Source organism: Bacillus sp. PSXD-155, assembly GCF_049310765.1.
GTDB classification, from domain to species: domain Bacteria; phylum Bacillota; class Bacilli; order Bacillales; family Bacillaceae_G; genus Bacillus_A; species Bacillus_A cereus.
Window position 1 is genome coordinate 208,762 of sequence record NZ_JBMOWC010000007.1, and the last position, 17,367, is coordinate 226,128.

Consider the following 17,367-nt stretch of genomic DNA (forward strand, 5'->3'; position numbering starts at 1 on the left):
ATTTATGAAAATAAAAGGTTTTTTGAAGTGCTTTCCGAATCAATTTAGTAGTTTACATATCGAAAGTGAGGAGAAAGAATCATGAAGATAAGAGAAGCGTTATTAAGTGAAGCAAATGAATTAAGTGAACTCGCACTACAATCAAAAGCAACGTGGAATTATAGTGAAGAATTCATACTTGCTTGTAAGGAAGATTTAACAATTACAGAAGAATACATAAAAAATAATTTTGTATATGTTTTAGAAAACGATAATGCGAAGATTGGTTTTTTCTCATTTTTACGTAATGATAAAGTTCTCGATTTCTTGTACATTCATCCTGATTACAAAGGAAAAGGTTACGGGAAAATACTTTGGGAGTATGTAATAGAAAAAGCAAATGAACTAGGATTAAAAAGTTTTACAATTGATAGTGATCCGAATGCAAAAGGATATTACTTGAAAATGGGAGCACAGTTAATAGGAGAGATACCATCAACTGTCTTTAAGGGTCGTTTACTGCCTCTTTTGAAATATGATGTGTAAAACTATTAATAGTAGGGGAAGATTAGAATGGATGATGTAAAGGAAAAAAGAATATATGAAGCACTAATAAAATCGTGGTCAATTGAAACAAGTTCAAAGTGGACAATTGAAAATCCAGCAAAGGGACAATGTGGTGTTACAGCTCTTGTCGTTCAAGACATATACAGAGGAGAAATTAAAAAGACAAAAGTAAGAGAGGTATGGCACTTTTATAACTTTATAGATGGGCAGAGATTTGATTTTACAGAGACTCAATTCAATGGGAAATTGAATTATATGGATGAAAAGTCAAATCGGGAAGAAGCATTTGCAGATACAAATGAAAAGCAATATAACATTTTGAAGGAAAAAATAACGAAAGAATTCAAATTATCTTTTGACTCTTAATCTTTAATAAGTTACTATAATGGTGGTAACTTATTAAAGGGAACTTCATAGAGTTGAAAGGGGAAATACTTTTGAAAACAACTTATGTAAACGCTACAATCGTAACGATGAATGAACAAAACGAAGTGATAGAAAATGGATATATCATTGTAGAAAATGATCAAATTATAGATGTAAAGAGCGGAGAATTCGCTAATGATTTTGAAGTAGATGAAGTAATTGACATGAAAGGAAAGTGGGTTTTACCAGGGCTTGTAAACACACATACACACGTTGTAATGAGTCTCTTAAGAGGTATTGGCGATGATATGTTATTACAACCATGGCTGGAGACGAGAATTTGGCCACTTGAAAGTCAGTTTACTCCAGAGCTTGCGGTTGCTAGTACGGAATTAGGATTACTTGAAATGGTGAAAAGTGGTACAACATCATTTTCTGACATGTTTAATCCAATTGGAGTAAATCAAGATGCAATTATGGAAACGGTATCAAGGAGTGGAATGCGAGCTGCTGTTTCAAGAACTTTATTTAGCTTCGGAACGAAAGAGGATGAAAAGAAAGCAATTGAAGAAGCTGAGAAATATGTGAAGCGTTACTATAAAGAAAGTGGCATGTTAACTACGATGGTTGCACCGCATAGTCCATATACATGTTCTACAGAACTGTTAGAAGAATGCGCACGTATTGCAGTAGAAAATCAAACGATGGTCCATATTCATCTTTCGGAAACAGAGCGTGAAGTACGTGATATTGAAGCACAGTACGGAAAACGTCCAGTAGAATATGCAGCAAGTTGCGGGTTGTTTAAACGCCCAACAGTTATTGCACACGGTGTAGTATTAAATGAAAATGAGCGTGCATTTTTAGCAGAACATGATGTTCGAGTAGCACATAACCCAAATAGTAATTTAAAACTAGGTTCTGGTATAGCGAATGTAAAAGCGATGCTAGAAGCAGGAATAAAAGTAGGAATTGCAACAGATAGTGTTGCGTCTAACAATAATTTAGACATGTTTGAAGAACTGCGTATAGCAACTTTATTGCAAAAAGGTATACACCAAGATGCAACAGCATTACCAGTTGAAACAGCTCTTTCTCTTGCGACAAAAGGAGCTGCGGAAGTCATTGGGATGAAACAAACAGGGTCACTAGAAGCTGGTAAGTGTGCTGATTTTATTACGATTGACCCGTCTAATAAGCCGCATCTACAACCAGCGGATGAAGTGTTATCACACCTTGTATATGCTGCGAGTGGTAAAGATATAAGCGATGTAATTATTAACGGAAAACGTGTCGTTTGGAATGGTGAATGTAAAACGTTAGATGAAGAGCGTATTATATTTGAAGCAAGTCGATATAAACGAGGTCTGCAAAGATAGATATATTCAGGATGTGGAGAAACTTTTCTCCACATCCTGTTTTTGTGTCTGAAGAGTTAATTCCACAAAAATCATTTCCTTCGTGTGATTGAAATAACAATTCGTTTTGGTTTTATTAAGGAATTTTGAAAAAATTATGATACATTAGCGGGAATTAAAATGTAAAACTATCGAAATTTATAAAATAAAGTGCATTTAAAACAAAAACAGCCCCCAATTTTTAATGAGGAATTGGAGCTGTTTTTATGATGGGACATACTGTCTCTTTTAGGAACGGATATTTTTAAATGATAACCATTCATGAAATCATGATATGTCATAATTTTTATAATATATATGCAAAGAAGGGATGGAGTGAGCACACAAATTAAGGTAACACCGGAACAATTAGAAGAAGTTGCTAAAACAGTAAGAAATACGAGATCATCATTAGAATATATACATAAAGACTTATACTCTCAAACTGAATATATAGCTTCTCAGTGGAGCGGAGCAAGCAGTGATCGTTTCTATCAGATGTTTAATGAAGCAAAGCCAATGATGTTTAACATTTTGCAAGAATTAGATAAAATCGCAGTAGAATTAGAACGTGCAGCTGTTAAATTCCGAGAAGCGGATGAATTGTATGGCGAAAATTTAGTTGATTCTAATATTCAAGAAGGAGCCATGTGTGGAAAACTCCCTCCAAAATCAGAAGAGTCATTTTTGAATAAAAAGGATTTAAATGCTGCGTGGACTGGTATTTCTACTGGTTTTATAGATGGTGCTGTAGATGCATGGGAAGGATTTGTAGCTTTAGGAGATAAAGAAACCTGGTTAAATATGCGAGATGCGATTGTAAACTATAGGGAGACTCTTCCTGCTGCATGGAACACTGTATCAGATACATTTATGAATAATTTTTGGAATGGAGATCTTGAAAGCAGAGAACATTATGCAGCTTACGCAGTCACTACACTACTAACAGGCTTTGCTGGTAGCAAAGGTCTAGATAAAGTAGGACAAGCAGGTAAGGTAGCTGCTATTACAGGTTTTACTAAAGGAAAATCACTTGTAATTAATTCCCCGGCATATAGAAATGCATTACACATATTAAATAACTATGAATTTAAGGGTGGTAATCATCTTTCATATGCGGGAGTCGGAAGTATTCAACAGTACTTGCAGAAAGCAGCCCCATATACTTATGAGGGTCCAAATGGTCCGAAAACAATAAGGTTAAGATTGGGTGAGTTAGCGGGAAATAAACATCCAGTTACAGGAATTCCGTATGATTTAGATGGTTTCCCTATTTTTAAACCTGTTTCTGAAGTTAAATTAAAAGAAGCAGATTTTAAAAAATCTAGACCAACACATGATAGAATATGTAGTAAAGCATTATACGAACAAATAATGAAAGACCCTAAGTTAGCTGCAAAATTCACAGAAGAAGAAATAGAGTTATTTAAGCTAGGCGAGGTACCAGAGAATTATACATGGCATCATCATCAAGAAGCAGGACGAATGCAACTTGTTGATTATGAAACACATAGGAAAACAGGTCACACTGGTGGATATAAAATTTGGGGAAAAGACAGCGATAAGTAAGGAGGAGTATATATGAGCAACGTTACTTGGATTGGAGTAAATAAAAAAGAAATTACAGATGAAAACATTCAGAAAGTAGAACAATATTTCAATATTAAATTCCCTATGGATTTTATAGAATGTGTAAAAAAATATGATAGTGGCTATCCAAGACCCAAAATATTTGATGTACCCGGACAGGATGAGAATGTATTTAGCAAGCTTTTAACTTTTGATTTAGAAAGTAGAAATTCAATCATCCAAGTTTATGATGATATAAAAGATAGATTAGCAAATAAAGTATATCCCTTTGGTAAGGATTCATTTGGGAATCATCTGTGTTTTGATTACCGTAGCAATCCCGAATCACCAACAGTAGTATTTTGGGATTATGAAGAAGAAAACATAGAGGAAGCAATATATCCTGTTTGCTCAACATTTACAGAATTGCTTGCTAGTCTACGTGATTTCGAAGAAGAAGATTGAGGAAACTAAAAAACGGCCTAGAATTCTAGACCGTTTTTTTATGATTTACTAATTTTCCAACCATCATCCGTTTTCTCTAGTTCAATTACGATTACTTTTTTAGGATTACCTTTATATACAGCATTAACAGTTACTGTAGCAATTTCATTTTTCTCTTCACTTTTTTGGATTTTATAGTTTTTAAGATCTTTGCTAACTGATTTCATTAGATCTGTATTTCCCCCCACAAAAGCAACGGTTTTCTTCGCTTCAGGAGTGAATAACTCTCTGAAATCTTTTGCGTTTCCTTCGTTTTCATCTTCTTCAGGATCATGATTATTTTCACATGCTGTAAATACGCTGTGAGAAGATACACGAGTAATTAAAATTAAAGATGAATGGCCAGTTGGATATTTGGGGATTATAACCAAAAAATTCACCTTATTATTTTATATGTGTTTTTTGTTGAAAATCAAAAAGATTCCAAGATAGTCCGTACCCTTTTAAAAAAAACTTTTTTCTTGAACGAATAAATATTCAAAAGAATGTCGCATCTTTCTGTTAGTATTTCTGCTATAATATATTACGCTTTATAATATTTTATATTTAAGGAGAACAACTCATGAAGCGAAAAAAGAGCCATTTAATGGTAATGGCACTTGTTACATCTTTATTATTAACAGCTTGTAATAATAAAGCGGATAAAAGTGACATAGAGGTTAAAAAACAAGTGTTAAATGTAACAGTATCAGAAGAAATTCCTTCTCTGGACACTGTGAAAACAACAGATGGTACATCAGCACACATTATGCAGAATATATTTGAAGGGTTATATGTATTAAACGATCAAGATCAGCCTACTCCAGCCATAGCAAAATCGTTTAAAAGAAGTGAAGATGGTAAGAAATATACATTTGACTTGCGTAAAGATGCAAAATGGTCCAATGGGGATAATGTAACAGCAAATGATTTTATATTTGCTTGGAAACGTGCAATTAACCCTGAAACAGCCTCTCAATATGCGTCCATGCTCTTTTATGTAAAAAATGCGAAAGAGATCAATAAGGGAACAATGCCTCTTGATGCACTTGGGGTTAAAGCGATAAATAATTATACGTTAGAAGTTGAACTCGAACAGCCAGTTCCGTATTTTTTACAGTTGTTAGCACTACCTATATACTTACCACAGCATGAATCATTTTTGAAAGAACAAGGAAACAATTATGCATTGGAACCTAGTAATCTCATATATAACGGTCCATTTGTATTAGAAAAATGGAAGCATGAACAAGAGTTTCAATTAAAGAAAAATACTACATATTGGGATCGAAAGAAAGTGAAATTAGATGAAATAAACTTTCATATCCTAAAGGATACAATGACAGCTGTAAATTTATATGAAGCCGGAGATTTGGATCGAGTACCTATTAATTCGCAAGTTGTAGACAAGTATAAAGGGAATAAGGAATTACATATGTCGAGTGATCCTGGAATTGCTATGCTTCGTTTTAATGAAAAAAATAACGCGTTAGCAAATAAAAAGGTGCGTCAATCTATTTCATTAGCGTTAAATAAAGATGATTTCGTTGCTCACTTTATTAATAACGGAGCAAAACCTGCAAGTGGACTTGTACCAGTTGGTCATGTAAATGAAGTGACTGGTAAAGATTTTAGAAAAGAAAATGGAGATATTTCCTCATATGATTTGCAAAATGCGAAAAAACTTTGGGAAGAAGCGAAAAAAGAGCTTGAAGTAGAGCAAGTAAACCTCGAGTTTTTAACGTTTGAACAAGATAATGCAAAACGTATGGCAGAATATATAAAAGGTGATTTAGAAAAGAATTTGCAAGGACTCGCGATACAAATTAAACAACAGCCATTTAAGCAAAAATTACAGTTAGAACAAATAGGTGATTACGATATAACTATGGCAAATTGGGGACCTGACTATAAAGACCCAATTAGTTATTTAGAGTTATTTACGACAGGGAATCCGAATAATAAAATGAATTATTCTAATGTTCGTTACGATGAATTAATAAAGAAAGCGAAAACGGATTTTGTACTAGATACGGAAAATCGATGGAAAGCGTTGCGAGAAGCCGAACAGGTATTATTAGAAGATGCAGCTGTGGCACCGCTTTATCATATTGGCTCAGCATATGTACAAAAGGATTATGTAAAAGGAATTGAAAAGCATCAATTTGGTGGTATTTATACGTATAAGAATGCTTATATTGCTAATGAATAAATACAAAAAACCTTACTTTTTAAAAGTAAGGTTTTTTTTACAGGGGGCAGGGAAATCCTTTGGTGGTGTTCCCTGCAGATAAAGAAGATAAATGCAAAATTGTAGGTACACATTCATAAGAAGTCGCAACAAATAAGATTGAGCAGTTTGTTTAAGTAAAAAGAAGAATAGAAATATAGCATACAAGGAGTAAGGAAATGTAGTACAGATCAGCATACAAACATTCTCTTTCTGTAACTATGTTTGTTTTTAATTATATAAAAAAAATATTAGATTATATATTTTGTCCTTGATATACTTAAAAGGTAATTTGGGGTATTAAGATGAGTTGATAGAGGTGTTTGTGTGGAATTATTTGAGTATTATAAAAAAAGGGGACGGTTTAAGTGTTTAATTGGGACAGGGATTTTTCTCTTTGGATTATATTGTCTGTATAATAGTTGGAGTGATGTTAATTGGGGAGAAATAATATTTATGGTTATAGCTTCGTTTGTTTTTGGGGGAATTGGATTTTGGCAATTAAGAAAAGGGAATTTATTAAAAGAGAATATAGCTAAAAATGATTTGAAGTTTTGGGATATTGATACTTATGTTTTACTAGAATTACCTCAAAATAATAAACATTACGGTTTATATACTCCCGATGGCGCCTATATAGTAGGAACAACTATGGTTCCAACTGATATAATTTCTTCAAAATTACCTTTTTTAAAAAACAAGCAAGTTGTTGGATTGGAAGCAAAGGATGGGGAAATTCTTGCATATTTTCATAGTGAAGTTGAAAACTATGATTGGGCTATTTATGACTCAAATTATAATTGTGTAGGGATGTTTAAAGAAAATATGATACAAGGATTTGGAATGGTACGTGGTTCTTTAATGAATGAAAAAGAGATGAAAATTTCTGAAGTAGAAGTTGAATTTAATTTTTTCGAAACTTCTTTTCGTACAATGGATAACCGGATATTAATAAACTGTAAAAGAGGATATATGCCTTTGGAATGGAGCGAAAGATTCGGATTAAATGTACCTATTATTAAATTAGGTAATAATATTTCTAATGCTGAAAAGATATTTGGTTTAGGGGTTCTTTTCTACATTTTAGAAACAATTAAAGTAAGAAAAAGTAGGGTTTTTAATGATTAGGATTAAAAATTTGTGTGATGAAATTTTTTGAATGCGTTATTGGGATAGGGGGGATATCCATGGGGAATATACAAGTTAGACCGGAAGAATTGCAAAGAATTTTAAATATGCTAGTAATATAGAATCGAATCGTCATTCTAAAATTCAAGGGGAATTATTAAAGCTTCAAATGAGATGGGTTGGTGCTTCCAGTTTAAGTTTTTATAATGATCTACCTAGAATGAATAAAGCACATGAATCTTTTCTTAATATTATAAAGCAAATAGAAGATGAATTACTTCGTATATTCCCTCATGGTAATATTTCTTCAGAGTACAATTTCTTCTTGAATCATGAAGATATCTCTAGTGTGTTACATCTTGGTTTTATTAATGAAACAGAATTAGAGTTTCAAAAATTATTTAAAAAAGAAATTGAAGAAAAGCAGTGATTCTTTTTAGGTGTTGGTGTTTTTGAAATAGTTAAAGAATGAATTTTAATTCTCATATACATAAAAAAAGGGGAATTTCTATGAAATCATTACGTTTATTTATGATTCTCACTCTTGTTGTATTGTTAAGTGCGTGCAATACAGCAACACAAGTTACAAAGGTTCAAAAAAATGGCGAAACGACTTTGAAAATTGGTTCTCTGCAAGGGTATTACGATGTACAAGCGCTTAAAGCTGAAAAAGGAAATGTGGAAATCCCTTATGAAGCAGCTGTTGAAGAAGGTACAATTTTATTACAAGTTACAAAAGATGATAAGGTTATTTATGAAGAAGAAATCACTTCTCAAAAAGAAGGTTTGCTTTCTTTTGAAGCTCCAAAATCCGGATCATATGATTTAATTGTACGCGTGAAGGGTGAAAAAGAGAAAGCAAAAGAAATTCAAATACATACTAAGCTATGAAAAAATGGCAAGTGGAGTGCACCCGCTTGCCTTTTCCATTTTCAGTTGATTCTGTTAAAACAAATGAAGTTAAAATAAGAGCTGAACACAAGAATATGTTACAACCTTGGCATGTTAGTAACGAAATTGATACCTCTCTTTTACATGATAAAAAGACTGGGTTTGATGCATTTTTATTCGAAAGAGATGTAGATGGTAAAAAGCAAGTAGTAGTATTTAGGGGGAGGGACATAAGGTGATGCTCTTTTTGGAGAAGGTGTCCCAGACTTTACTACAGATATTGATTATATATGGAGGGAAATAAGTTGAAAAGCATTGAAGTTCTAAATACATACATTGAAGGGATTTCTGTTGCAATCCCTACGTGGTTAAAACATCTAATTGAGGCAGAGGAGATACATCAAAACTATGAGAATGTACAAGCACTTGGTGCATTAAAAACAGATGCAGTGTTGTACTATGTACACCGTACGCTGCAAGTGCTAGATGGATTGCCTTTAGCTGAAGAAGCGTATCATATTATTGAAAAGGTACTAACGTATAGTGAACTTGCAAAGGTAGGATCTTTAAAACAGCGGGAGCAATGGAAGAAAAAAGGGATTAATCTATTGGTACATAATGAGGGTTCTGCTGATATCTTTAGTGACATTCAGTTTATTGAACGTGTAGAGACAAACTTAAACGCTATTGAATATTTGTTTATTCGAGATTTAATTAGAACACATGGATTAATCGGGCAGTATATCCGCGGAGAGGCTCGTTTGGACTCCCATATTGATTTAATTAACACATATAAAGAAGAATACGGAGACGTTAGGTTAAAGGAGATTCTATACTATCTTAACCAATGCATTATTGAGGGCGTATCAAAAGCTTTGTGGAGTGAAGTGAAGAACGATGTGAAGATTACAATTGATGGTTTGTTTGATGGTTATATGGAGCCATTTACTTCTCGCATACATAGACTCACGCCAAAACATAAGGAGTCAGCATTTGAAAAAGATATAATTATGGGGAGCGAGAAGAGTGACGTTCAAACATTCTTATTTGATAAGGATTTATGGTATGTAGAACCGTCTATGCATGCTCTTAGCTTTGAGGATATTTGGACAGTTTTTGTTATGTTAAAGAATGAGATAGGCACTAGAAAAGTTCAGCATATACATTTCGAGAAATTGATGCAACAGCTGCATTATGATTTCAAAGGCGAAAAAAAGGACAACGTGTATCGTAAGCGGGTTATTGAGAAGTATCTACGGGAGTACCGTGAGAACGAGAAACCGAATACAACGCATGTTTCTTTTGAGGTTAAAGTCGATGAAGATATGAAGACTGCGTATGTGTCGTTTCAGTTTTCTGCTGTAGGTGAGGCGTTAATTACCTTCTGTGTAGAGGCAGAAAAGATAGATATGATGCATGCTCGGGCAAATGTGCTACTGTTTGATTTCTTCGGGTTACGAAAGGATGCATATGATAGATTCCATAACGAAGAAGTGTATTTGGAGCATATGAATAGTTCGGCTGATGATAAACGAATTATTCTTGATTATATAAAGGGAGATACGATTGTAGATGTCGGAGCTGGTGGTGGTGTCATGCTAGACATGATTGAAGAAGAGACCGAGAATAAACGAATCTACGGTATCGATATTTCTGAAAACGTGATTGATACGTTGAAAAAGAAGAAGCAGAACGAAGGGCGTTCTTGGGACGTCATTAAAGGAGATGCAATCAACTTAAGCAGCTCGTTTGAAAAAGAATCGGTTGATACGATTGTATATTCTTCTATCCTTCATGAGCTGTTCTCTTATATCGAGTATGAAGGTAAGAAATTCAATCATGAAGTTATTAAAAAGGGGCTGCAGAGTGCCTATAAGGTGTTAAAGCGAGGAGGTCGTATTATCATTCGTGATGGCATCATGACCGAAGATAAAAAGTTAATGCGGTTGATTCGTTTTAAAGATGCAGATGGAATGAAGTTCTTAGAGCAGTATGCCCATGAATTTAAGGGGCGTACAATCCAGTATGAAGTAATTGCAGAAAATACAGTCAAAATGCCTGTTAACGATGCAATGGAGTTCTTATATACATATACTTGGGGCGAGGACTCCTTCGTTCATGAAGTGCAGGAGCAGTTTGGAATCTTTACGCCAAACGATTATAAGGATTTTGTAAAGAGTATCTTTGGAGATAAAGTAAACATCGTTCAAGCTATGAACTATTTGCAGGATGGATATACAAACCATCTTAGCGAGAAAATCGAGTTTACAGATGAGTCTGGGAATGCGGTTGCACTACCAGATAGTACTTTCTTTATGGTTTTAGAAAAGAGGCAATGATGTTGAAAACCTTTAAAAATATAATTTTAAAAAACTTAATTTAATAATCTTCAGTTAAAGAGCGTGTTTTTAGAGTAATGAAAAATTCCTAATTTCTTAATTTTATACTGAGAAACATATCCAAATAAGGTATTGGTAATTAAAACCGGGAACATTAGAACAACATCGCTAGCTGAAATTTATCGAAACTCCCCTGTGTTTCAAAACCTTCGTAATCCAGATAAGGATAAGGGGAAGTGTGGTATTTTTGAGTTTCGGTATGTTTGTGGGGAATCTCGTTCTAGAGCATATGCGATGACGGGGGATTAAATGGAAAGTGAGCCTTTTGCGTACATATTCCAAAAGCATTGCGAAAACAGAAAAAGAACATAAAAAGGGGCATGAGTAAAAGTTTACTCATAGCCCTTTTTTAATGTTATATAATGTATAGTACTTAGCATCCTTCATTAAAAATTCACTACCTATATCTATTGTACTAAAACAAGTTTTTTACACATGAATTCTATTAAATCGATTTTAATAAAGCGTAAAAATTCGTATCATATGGGATATCATCTTGATACATATAATTTTTTAGAACGCCTTCTTTTTCAAAACCTAATTTCAATAGCGCTTTATTTGAAGCTTCGTTTTCAAGAAAGACAATTGCACCGATACGTTTTAAATGAAGTGTGTGGAAACCGTATGATATAACTTCAGAAATTGCTTCAGTGGCATATCCATTTCCCCAGTATTCAGGCAGAAGTGCATAACTTATATTGGCTCGTTTATGCTCAGAAGACCAATCGTGAAAACCAATGGTACCGATGAGTTCTTTCTTGTCTTTTAATTCGATTCCCCATTTTATACCGCTTCTTGCATTGTAACTCAACTTAAAGTTATGAATGATTTGTTTCACTTGATCAACATCTTGTAACGGTTTTTGGCCATAATAGCGCAGTACATTAGTATTAGAAAAGCATTGTAGTATACGTGGTGCATCTTTTTCGGTAAGTTCTCTTAAAATGAGTCTTTCAGTTTTTAATAAAGGAAACATATTTTCGCTCCTTTTCACATGAAAATAGAATGTATTTGTTATTATATAATTTAATCTGAAAATAAAGATTATTCAAGGTGTAAGGGTAGATTTGATTTATGATAAACTTAGATGTGGAATATATTTCAAAAAAGAGGTTTGGAAATGGAAAAAAATTCGATATTAATTGTAGATGACGATAAAGATATTATTCAATTTATTAATGTGAATTTAAAACAAGAAGGTTTTAAAGTTTTTAGTGCTCATAACGGAGAAGAGGCTTTAGAAATAATAAATAATAACAGTATTCAACTTGCTATTTTGGATATTATGATGCCTCAAATGGATGGTATAGAACTTTGTAGAAGGATTAGAGAGAAACATAGTTTACCAATTATGTTTTTAAGCGCGAAATCATCGGATGTAGATAAGGTAATTGGATTTAGTACTGGGGCAGATGATTATATTGTGAAGCCGTTCAGTACAATTGAATTTATAGCAAGAGTGAAAGCCCAATTAAGAAGGTATACATATTTCAATCAAAATGCTCCCCAAGTAATGGAAAAGAAAATAAACATTAGAGGTTTAGAAATAGATGAAGTGTCGAGAACAGTAATGTTATATGGAGAAACAATGAATCTTACGAAAACTGAATATGAAATTTTACACTTAATGGCAGTTGCAAGGAACCGTGTGTTCACGATTGAAGAAATATATGAGAGCGTTTGGAACGGAAGAGCCTATGAAAGTAATAATACAGTAATGGTTCATATTGCAAGATTGAGAAATAAAATTGAAGAGAATCCAAAAGAACCGAAGTTTATTCAAAATGTTTGGGGAGTCGGATATAAAATTGAAGATTAAATCATTACAAGGCATTAGAGCTAAGTTTTTTATCGCATTCATATGTAGCATCTTGTTAGCAACTGTAAGTATAATAGTGTTTCAAATTTTAATTGGAAATATATATAGTCATGTTACTGCATTAGAGGAAAGATATTCATTTTTATACTTTATAGTTTTTTTGATTTTTACTACGACATACTTTGCATGTATGACAAAAACAATGATGAAAAGATTGTCTGAAATTAATAAGAACGTGAAGGAAATAAGTAATGGTAATTTTGAAGTACATATACCTATTTCAAAAAATGACGAGATTGGCGAATTAGCGACGAATGTAAATAGAATGGCCAAAAGCTTAAAAGAGTCTATCGAGAATGAAAAAAAATCACAGGAAATGAAAACTGAAATGATTAGTAATATTTCTCATGACTTACGAACGCCAGTAACATCTTTAATCGGTTATGCGGACCTGTTAGGAAATAAACTCCATTCGAATGGAGAAGAATGTGAACAGTATGTAAGTATATTAAAGCGAAAAAGTTATGAATTAAAACATCAAGTAGATGATTTATTAGAATACTGTCAAATAAATTATAGAGAGATTGAATTACATAAAGATGAAGTAGATATGAAAGCATTAATTGAACAAATCATGATTGACTTTGTACCACAATTAGATGATGCCAATATGAACTTTTATATTAAAAATGATGAAGTGCTACATGTAGAAGTTGATGTGGCACTTATAGTGAGACTATTTGAAAATGTAATAGGCAATAGTATTATGTACGGGAGAGATGGAAAGGAAATTGCAATTGAAATTTTCAATAAAACAATGAATGTTGAAGTAGAAATTAAAAATTTTGGACAATGCATTCCGAAAGAGGACCTTCCTTACATTTTTGAGAAGTTGTATCGTAGTGAAAAATCACGTAGTTCTCATATGGGCGGGAAAGGAATAGGACTTGCAATTTCAAAAAGTATAGCCGAGCTCCATCAAGGGGATATCACTGTACGTAGTAACGATAAAGAAACAGTTTTTACTGTGAAATTACCGCAGTATAAAAAAGTAAGAAAGTCGTAAGTATTTCTTTTATATGTCGTAATTTTTACTTTGTATCATTGAGAAAAAAGATATGAGAGTAGGGATGCGACATGTGGAAGAAATTTTTATTAGTAATTATAGTTTCTTTTTTAATTATAAGTTGGATCTTAGTTTATGCAGCTAATGGTGTTACATCAGTTTTTGTTTGGTGGAGTATTCAGGCTTTTAGTTTTATTTCAGTTTTCCTCTTGATAGGATCAGTAATAATATTTTTTTGGAAAGGCATTTTTAGAAAGCGGATAGATAGAACGCTATTTTTAATCATTCTGTTTTCTATCATTGGAGCTTGGCCTGTCGGTTGGTTTGCTAATATAGGTAGAATTCCTTATCCAGCAGATATACAATCTATGAGTCCTAAAGCAGTAGTTCGTTTTCCTTTGAATGAACGAGCATTAATAGGTTGGGGTGGTGATCGGTTAGAAACGAACTATCACGTTATAAAACCAAATGAAAGGTGGGCATATGATATTCTCATTCCACCTGCTGAAGTGAAAAGTAGTAAGTTAGAGGATTACGGAATATATGGAGCGAAAGTAATGGCACCAGCTTCTGGGACGGTTGTATCAATTAATAATAATGAACAAGATTTAGTTCCGGGATCGGATAATTTTCAGTCAATGGCTGGGAATCATATTTATTTACGACTAGATGAAACAGGCACATTTTTAATTCTTGCCCATTTAAAGAAAGGATCAATTAATGTGAGAGAAGGACAACGTGTAAATGAAGGAGAGTTTCTTGCTCAAGTCGGTAACTCAGGAAGTTCAAGTGAGCCGCATTTACATATTCATCATCAAAGGCAAAATCCGTCCAAGGTAAGTATGTTTTTTGCGGAAGGATTGCCACTTTACTTTCGAACTGAAAATGGTTTCATGATGCCGGAAAAAGGAGAATATATAAAAGGGAATTAGGGGGGAAGCGCTAATGTGGGAGAAGTATTATGTTGAAACTGATAGAGGGAGATTTGAGTATTTTCAAAAGGGTGAAGGAAAACCACTGTGTGTAACGCATTTATACAGTGAGTTTAATGGCAAGGGTAACTTATTTGCTTCGGCATTTACGAATCATTACACAGTGTATCTTATAAACTTAAGAGGGTGCGGAAACTCTACACATGACACCACTAAATATAATCTAGGAATGGTAGATGCAGTACGTGATTTAGAGGCGATACGTAAAGCATTAAATATTGAAGATTGGACGTATGCAGGTCATTCGACTGGTGGAATGCTTGCTTTACAGTATGCGATAATGTGTCCGGAGAAGCTTGTGAAAATTATAGCTGGCGGATTATGTGCATCAGCTGAGTATATAAATCACAAAAATAGTATTTATTGTAGAGATAATAATCAAAATGCTCGTTTAAGAGAAATATTTGCAGTACTTAGGGACACGGCTTCTACAATTGATGAGAGGCGTGCCGTAAACAAAGAATGGACAATGATGTCTTTATATAATGAATCAGCTTATGATCAAATGATTACTAGACCGAACAGCGGTAAAACAGTTTCAAAACGTCTTGATTATTTTTCTTATAAGGAGTTACCTACATTTGATGTGCGTTTACAATTAGAGAATGTAAATATACAAGCCCGTATTTATGCTGGAATTTATGATGCACAGTGTCCTCATGAATTTGCAGTAGAAGTAGCCGAACTTATGCCAAATGCAATAATGTCGACATTTGAATACAGTAATCATTTTCCATTTATTGAGGAGGAAGAAGAGTTTGAAAAATTTGTTGAAAGCACGGTGTGACATGTGAATAGATGATGAAAATTTATAATTCAAAAGAAGAAGGCTGTCTCCAAATAATCTTGGGACAGCCTTCTTCTTTCATTACCCTACAAATGTTTGATACAGTAAGAAGATATTTAAAACGATAACGAGAGCAGCAATTATCCATGCGATAAATGTTGTTATACGGTGGTTAACGAGTGCACCCATAATCTTTTTATTACTTGTAAACATAATAAGTGGTACAAGTGCAAATGCAATACCGAATGATAAGACAACTTGACTCATAACTAGAGCGTAAGTTGGATTTACACCTAAAGCGATAATTACTAGTGGTGGAATCATTGTAATAAATCGGCGTAAATATAACGGAATATGCATGCGAATGAAACCTTGCATAATAATATCACCCGACATTGTACCGACAGAAGAGCTAGATAGTCCTGCTGATAAAAGTCCAATCCCAAATAATGCAGCCGATACAGGACCTACTAAATTGGTAAATTGAGTGTAAGCAACATCTAAATCTTCAACGTGCAAGCCATTTTTAAAAAATAGTGCAGCTGCAACAATTAACATACTCGCATTAATTGCTCCAGCAATAACCATTGCAATAATAATATCGATAAATTCGAAACGAAAAATCTTTTTCTTTTGTTCGTCAGTTGTTCCGACCACACGGCGTTGTGTTAATGCAGAATGCAAGTATATTGCATGCGGCATAACTGTCGCACCTAAAATCCCTGCTGCAAGTAATATACTGTCTACACCTTGGAATTTTGGAATAAATAGTCCTGAAAGAAGGGGACTTAATTCTGGTTTTGCATAAAAAACTTGAATCCCAAAAGCAATTACTACAATGAAAATCATTCCTGTAATAATAGCTTCTAGTGGACGAAATCCTCTACGTTGAAATTCAAGGATAATAAATGATCCGGCTGCTGTAATTAAAGCGGCAGGTAGCATCGGGATTCCAAATAGTAAGTAAAGCCCCAATGCAGCTCCAATAAATTCCGCTAAATCTGTAGCCATAATAACTAGTTCACCTTGTATCCATAAGCCGATAGACACAGGCTTTGGAAAGTTTTCACGAGCTATTTCGGGTAAATTGTTTCCTGTAGCAATTCCTAATTTAGCCGATAAAGTTTGGATTAATACAGCCATTAAGTTAGAAGCGAGTATAACCCATAATAGTAAATATCCATATTGTGAACCAGCTGCGATATTTGTAGCAAAGTTGCCAGGATCAATATAAGCAACGGACGCGATAAAAGCGGGTCCTAAAAATGGTAACAGTCTTTTCCAGCCTTTTGTTTCTCCACTTAAAGCTAAGTGAGCTGATTGTACAGTTGTACTTTCAGAAGGGAGATGTTTATCTTTTGTTATATCTTTATTCATAGTAGTTTTCCCCTTTAAAATGTTAACTTGATGAAATTATTGTATTTATTCTTACTCATTATTTCAATACATTTAAATATGTTATGTGATAATTTCATTTGAACACGAAAGTTTCCTTAATGCAAATTATATGCCTTTATGCAATGGATGGTGTGATAATGTAAAATGAATTGGGAGTTTATGGTGTGGTGACATGGGGAAACATAGTGAATTAAAGGGCTGTTTTTGAAATTTATGTGAACATAAAGCTGATAATACAGCATATTAATTGATGGAATTGCAATTGTATGATATATAATATATTGGGATTACAACAT

17 protein-coding genes and 2 pseudogenes are annotated in these 17,367 nt (G+C 33.6%); 16 read left to right on the plus strand and 3 right to left on the minus strand.

The genetic code is table 11. The features are described 5' to 3' along the window. Positions 1 to 81 precede the first annotated feature (81 nt). The 5 genes from ACO6VI_RS10845 to ACO6VI_RS10865 all read left to right on the plus strand — a co-directional run bounded on the left by ACO6VI_RS10845 (position 82) and on the right by ACO6VI_RS10865 (position 4,343). The gene (locus ACO6VI_RS10845) at positions 82 to 525 is read left to right on the plus strand and encodes a GNAT family N-acetyltransferase (protein ID WP_161519785.1); all 444 of its coding nucleotides are present in this window, start codon (positions 82 to 84) and stop codon (positions 523 to 525) included. A gap of 27 nt (positions 526 to 552) precedes the next feature. Next, positions 553 to 912 carry a YunG family protein gene (locus ACO6VI_RS10850; RefSeq protein WP_098126311.1) on the plus strand — a complete coding sequence of 120 codons (360 nt, stop codon included), beginning with the start codon at positions 553 to 555 and terminating at the stop codon, positions 910 to 912. A 53-nt stretch (positions 913 to 965) separates the two neighbouring features. Further along, on the plus strand, positions 966 to 2,291 hold the full coding sequence (locus tag ACO6VI_RS10855; protein ID WP_142951158.1) for a bifunctional S-methyl-5'-thioadenosine deaminase/S-adenosylhomocysteine deaminase: 1,326 nt from the start codon (positions 966 to 968) through the stop codon (positions 2,289 to 2,291). Between the two features lie 354 nt (positions 2,292 to 2,645). Continuing rightward, positions 2,646 to 3,878, plus strand: a complete 1,233-nt coding sequence (locus ACO6VI_RS10860; RefSeq protein WP_063547046.1) for a WXG100 family type VII secretion target — start codon at positions 2,646 to 2,648, stop codon at positions 3,876 to 3,878. Positions 3,879 to 3,890: 12 nt separating this feature from the next. After that, positions 3,891 to 4,343, plus strand: a complete 453-nt coding sequence (locus ACO6VI_RS10865; RefSeq protein WP_063547047.1) for an SMI1/KNR4 family protein — start codon at positions 3,891 to 3,893, stop codon at positions 4,341 to 4,343. 38 nt (positions 4,344 to 4,381) lie between these two features. Here ACO6VI_RS10865 and ACO6VI_RS10870 read toward each other — a convergent pair whose 3' ends face one another. Beyond that, positions 4,382 to 4,711, minus strand: coding sequence for a DUF4878 domain-containing protein (locus tag ACO6VI_RS10870; RefSeq protein ID WP_063549280.1), 330 nt, complete (start codon positions 4,709 to 4,711; stop codon positions 4,382 to 4,384). 233 nt (positions 4,712 to 4,944) lie between these two features. Here ACO6VI_RS10870 and ACO6VI_RS10875 point away from each other — a divergent pair, with 233 nt between their 5' ends. The 7 genes and pseudogenes from ACO6VI_RS10875 to ACO6VI_RS10905 all read left to right on the plus strand — a co-directional run. Continuing rightward, positions 4,945 to 6,573 carry a peptide ABC transporter substrate-binding protein gene (locus tag ACO6VI_RS10875; protein WP_063547048.1) on the plus strand — a complete coding sequence of 543 codons (1,629 nt, stop codon included), beginning with the start codon at positions 4,945 to 4,947 and terminating at the stop codon, positions 6,571 to 6,573. Between the two features lie 345 nt (positions 6,574 to 6,918). Next, entirely contained in the window at positions 6,919 to 7,719 is an 801-nt protein-coding gene (locus ACO6VI_RS10880; protein WP_120460871.1) for an ABC transporter ATP-binding protein, read from the plus strand. A 283-nt stretch (positions 7,720 to 8,002) separates the two neighbouring features. Continuing rightward, positions 8,003 to 8,149 (plus strand): annotated as a pseudogene (locus ACO6VI_RS10885) (DUF4176 domain-containing protein); the annotation flags it as partial. Between the two features lie 80 nt (positions 8,150 to 8,229). Then, positions 8,230 to 8,610 carry a hypothetical protein gene (locus tag ACO6VI_RS10890; RefSeq protein WP_063547051.1) on the plus strand — a complete coding sequence of 127 codons (381 nt, stop codon included), beginning with the start codon at positions 8,230 to 8,232 and terminating at the stop codon, positions 8,608 to 8,610. 26 nt (positions 8,611 to 8,636) lie between these two features. Further along, positions 8,637 to 8,849: a hypothetical protein gene (locus ACO6VI_RS10895; RefSeq protein ID WP_141552647.1), complete on the plus strand. Its 213-nt coding sequence runs from the start codon at positions 8,637 to 8,639 to the stop codon at positions 8,847 to 8,849. A 66-nt stretch (positions 8,850 to 8,915) separates the two neighbouring features. Beyond that, complete coding sequence (locus ACO6VI_RS10900; protein WP_063547053.1) at positions 8,916 to 10,949, plus strand: class I SAM-dependent methyltransferase; 2,034 nt, start codon at positions 8,916 to 8,918, stop codon at positions 10,947 to 10,949. A gap of 117 nt (positions 10,950 to 11,066) precedes the next feature. After that, positions 11,067 to 11,362: pseudogene (locus ACO6VI_RS10905) on the plus strand (hypothetical protein); the annotation flags it as partial. Between the two features lie 92 nt (positions 11,363 to 11,454). Here the strand turns inward: ACO6VI_RS10905 and ACO6VI_RS10910 are convergent. Further along, positions 11,455 to 11,985 carry a GNAT family N-acetyltransferase gene (locus tag ACO6VI_RS10910; protein ID WP_078993434.1) on the minus strand — a complete coding sequence of 177 codons (531 nt, stop codon included), beginning with the start codon at positions 11,983 to 11,985 and terminating at the stop codon, positions 11,455 to 11,457. Positions 11,986 to 12,129: 144 nt separating this feature from the next. Between ACO6VI_RS10910 and ACO6VI_RS10915 the strand changes: the two genes are divergently transcribed. The 4 genes from ACO6VI_RS10915 to ACO6VI_RS10930 all read left to right on the plus strand — a co-directional run bounded on the left by ACO6VI_RS10915 (position 12,130) and on the right by ACO6VI_RS10930 (position 15,673). Next, positions 12,130 to 12,828, plus strand: coding sequence for a response regulator transcription factor (locus ACO6VI_RS10915; RefSeq protein ID WP_065483165.1), 699 nt, complete (start codon positions 12,130 to 12,132; stop codon positions 12,826 to 12,828). Then, a complete protein-coding gene (locus ACO6VI_RS10920; RefSeq protein WP_176544604.1) occupies positions 12,794 to 13,894 on the plus strand; it encodes a HAMP domain-containing sensor histidine kinase in 1,101 nt (366 codons plus the stop codon). The genes ACO6VI_RS10915 and ACO6VI_RS10920 overlap by 35 nt, the downstream gene beginning before the upstream one ends. Before the next feature lie 71 nt (positions 13,895 to 13,965). Further along, positions 13,966 to 14,826 carry a M23 family metallopeptidase gene (locus tag ACO6VI_RS10925; protein WP_065483170.1) on the plus strand — a complete coding sequence of 287 codons (861 nt, stop codon included), beginning with the start codon at positions 13,966 to 13,968 and terminating at the stop codon, positions 14,824 to 14,826. A 13-nt stretch (positions 14,827 to 14,839) separates the two neighbouring features. Next, complete coding sequence (locus tag ACO6VI_RS10930; protein ID WP_023521680.1) at positions 14,840 to 15,673, plus strand: alpha/beta fold hydrolase; 834 nt, start codon at positions 14,840 to 14,842, stop codon at positions 15,671 to 15,673. An 81-nt stretch (positions 15,674 to 15,754) separates the two neighbouring features. Here the strand turns inward: ACO6VI_RS10930 and ACO6VI_RS10935 are convergent, their stop codons facing one another. Then, positions 15,755 to 17,050, minus strand: a complete 1,296-nt coding sequence (locus ACO6VI_RS10935) for an Nramp family divalent metal transporter (protein WP_023521681.1) — start codon at positions 17,048 to 17,050, stop codon at positions 15,755 to 15,757. Positions 17,051 to 17,367: the final 317 nt, after the last annotated feature.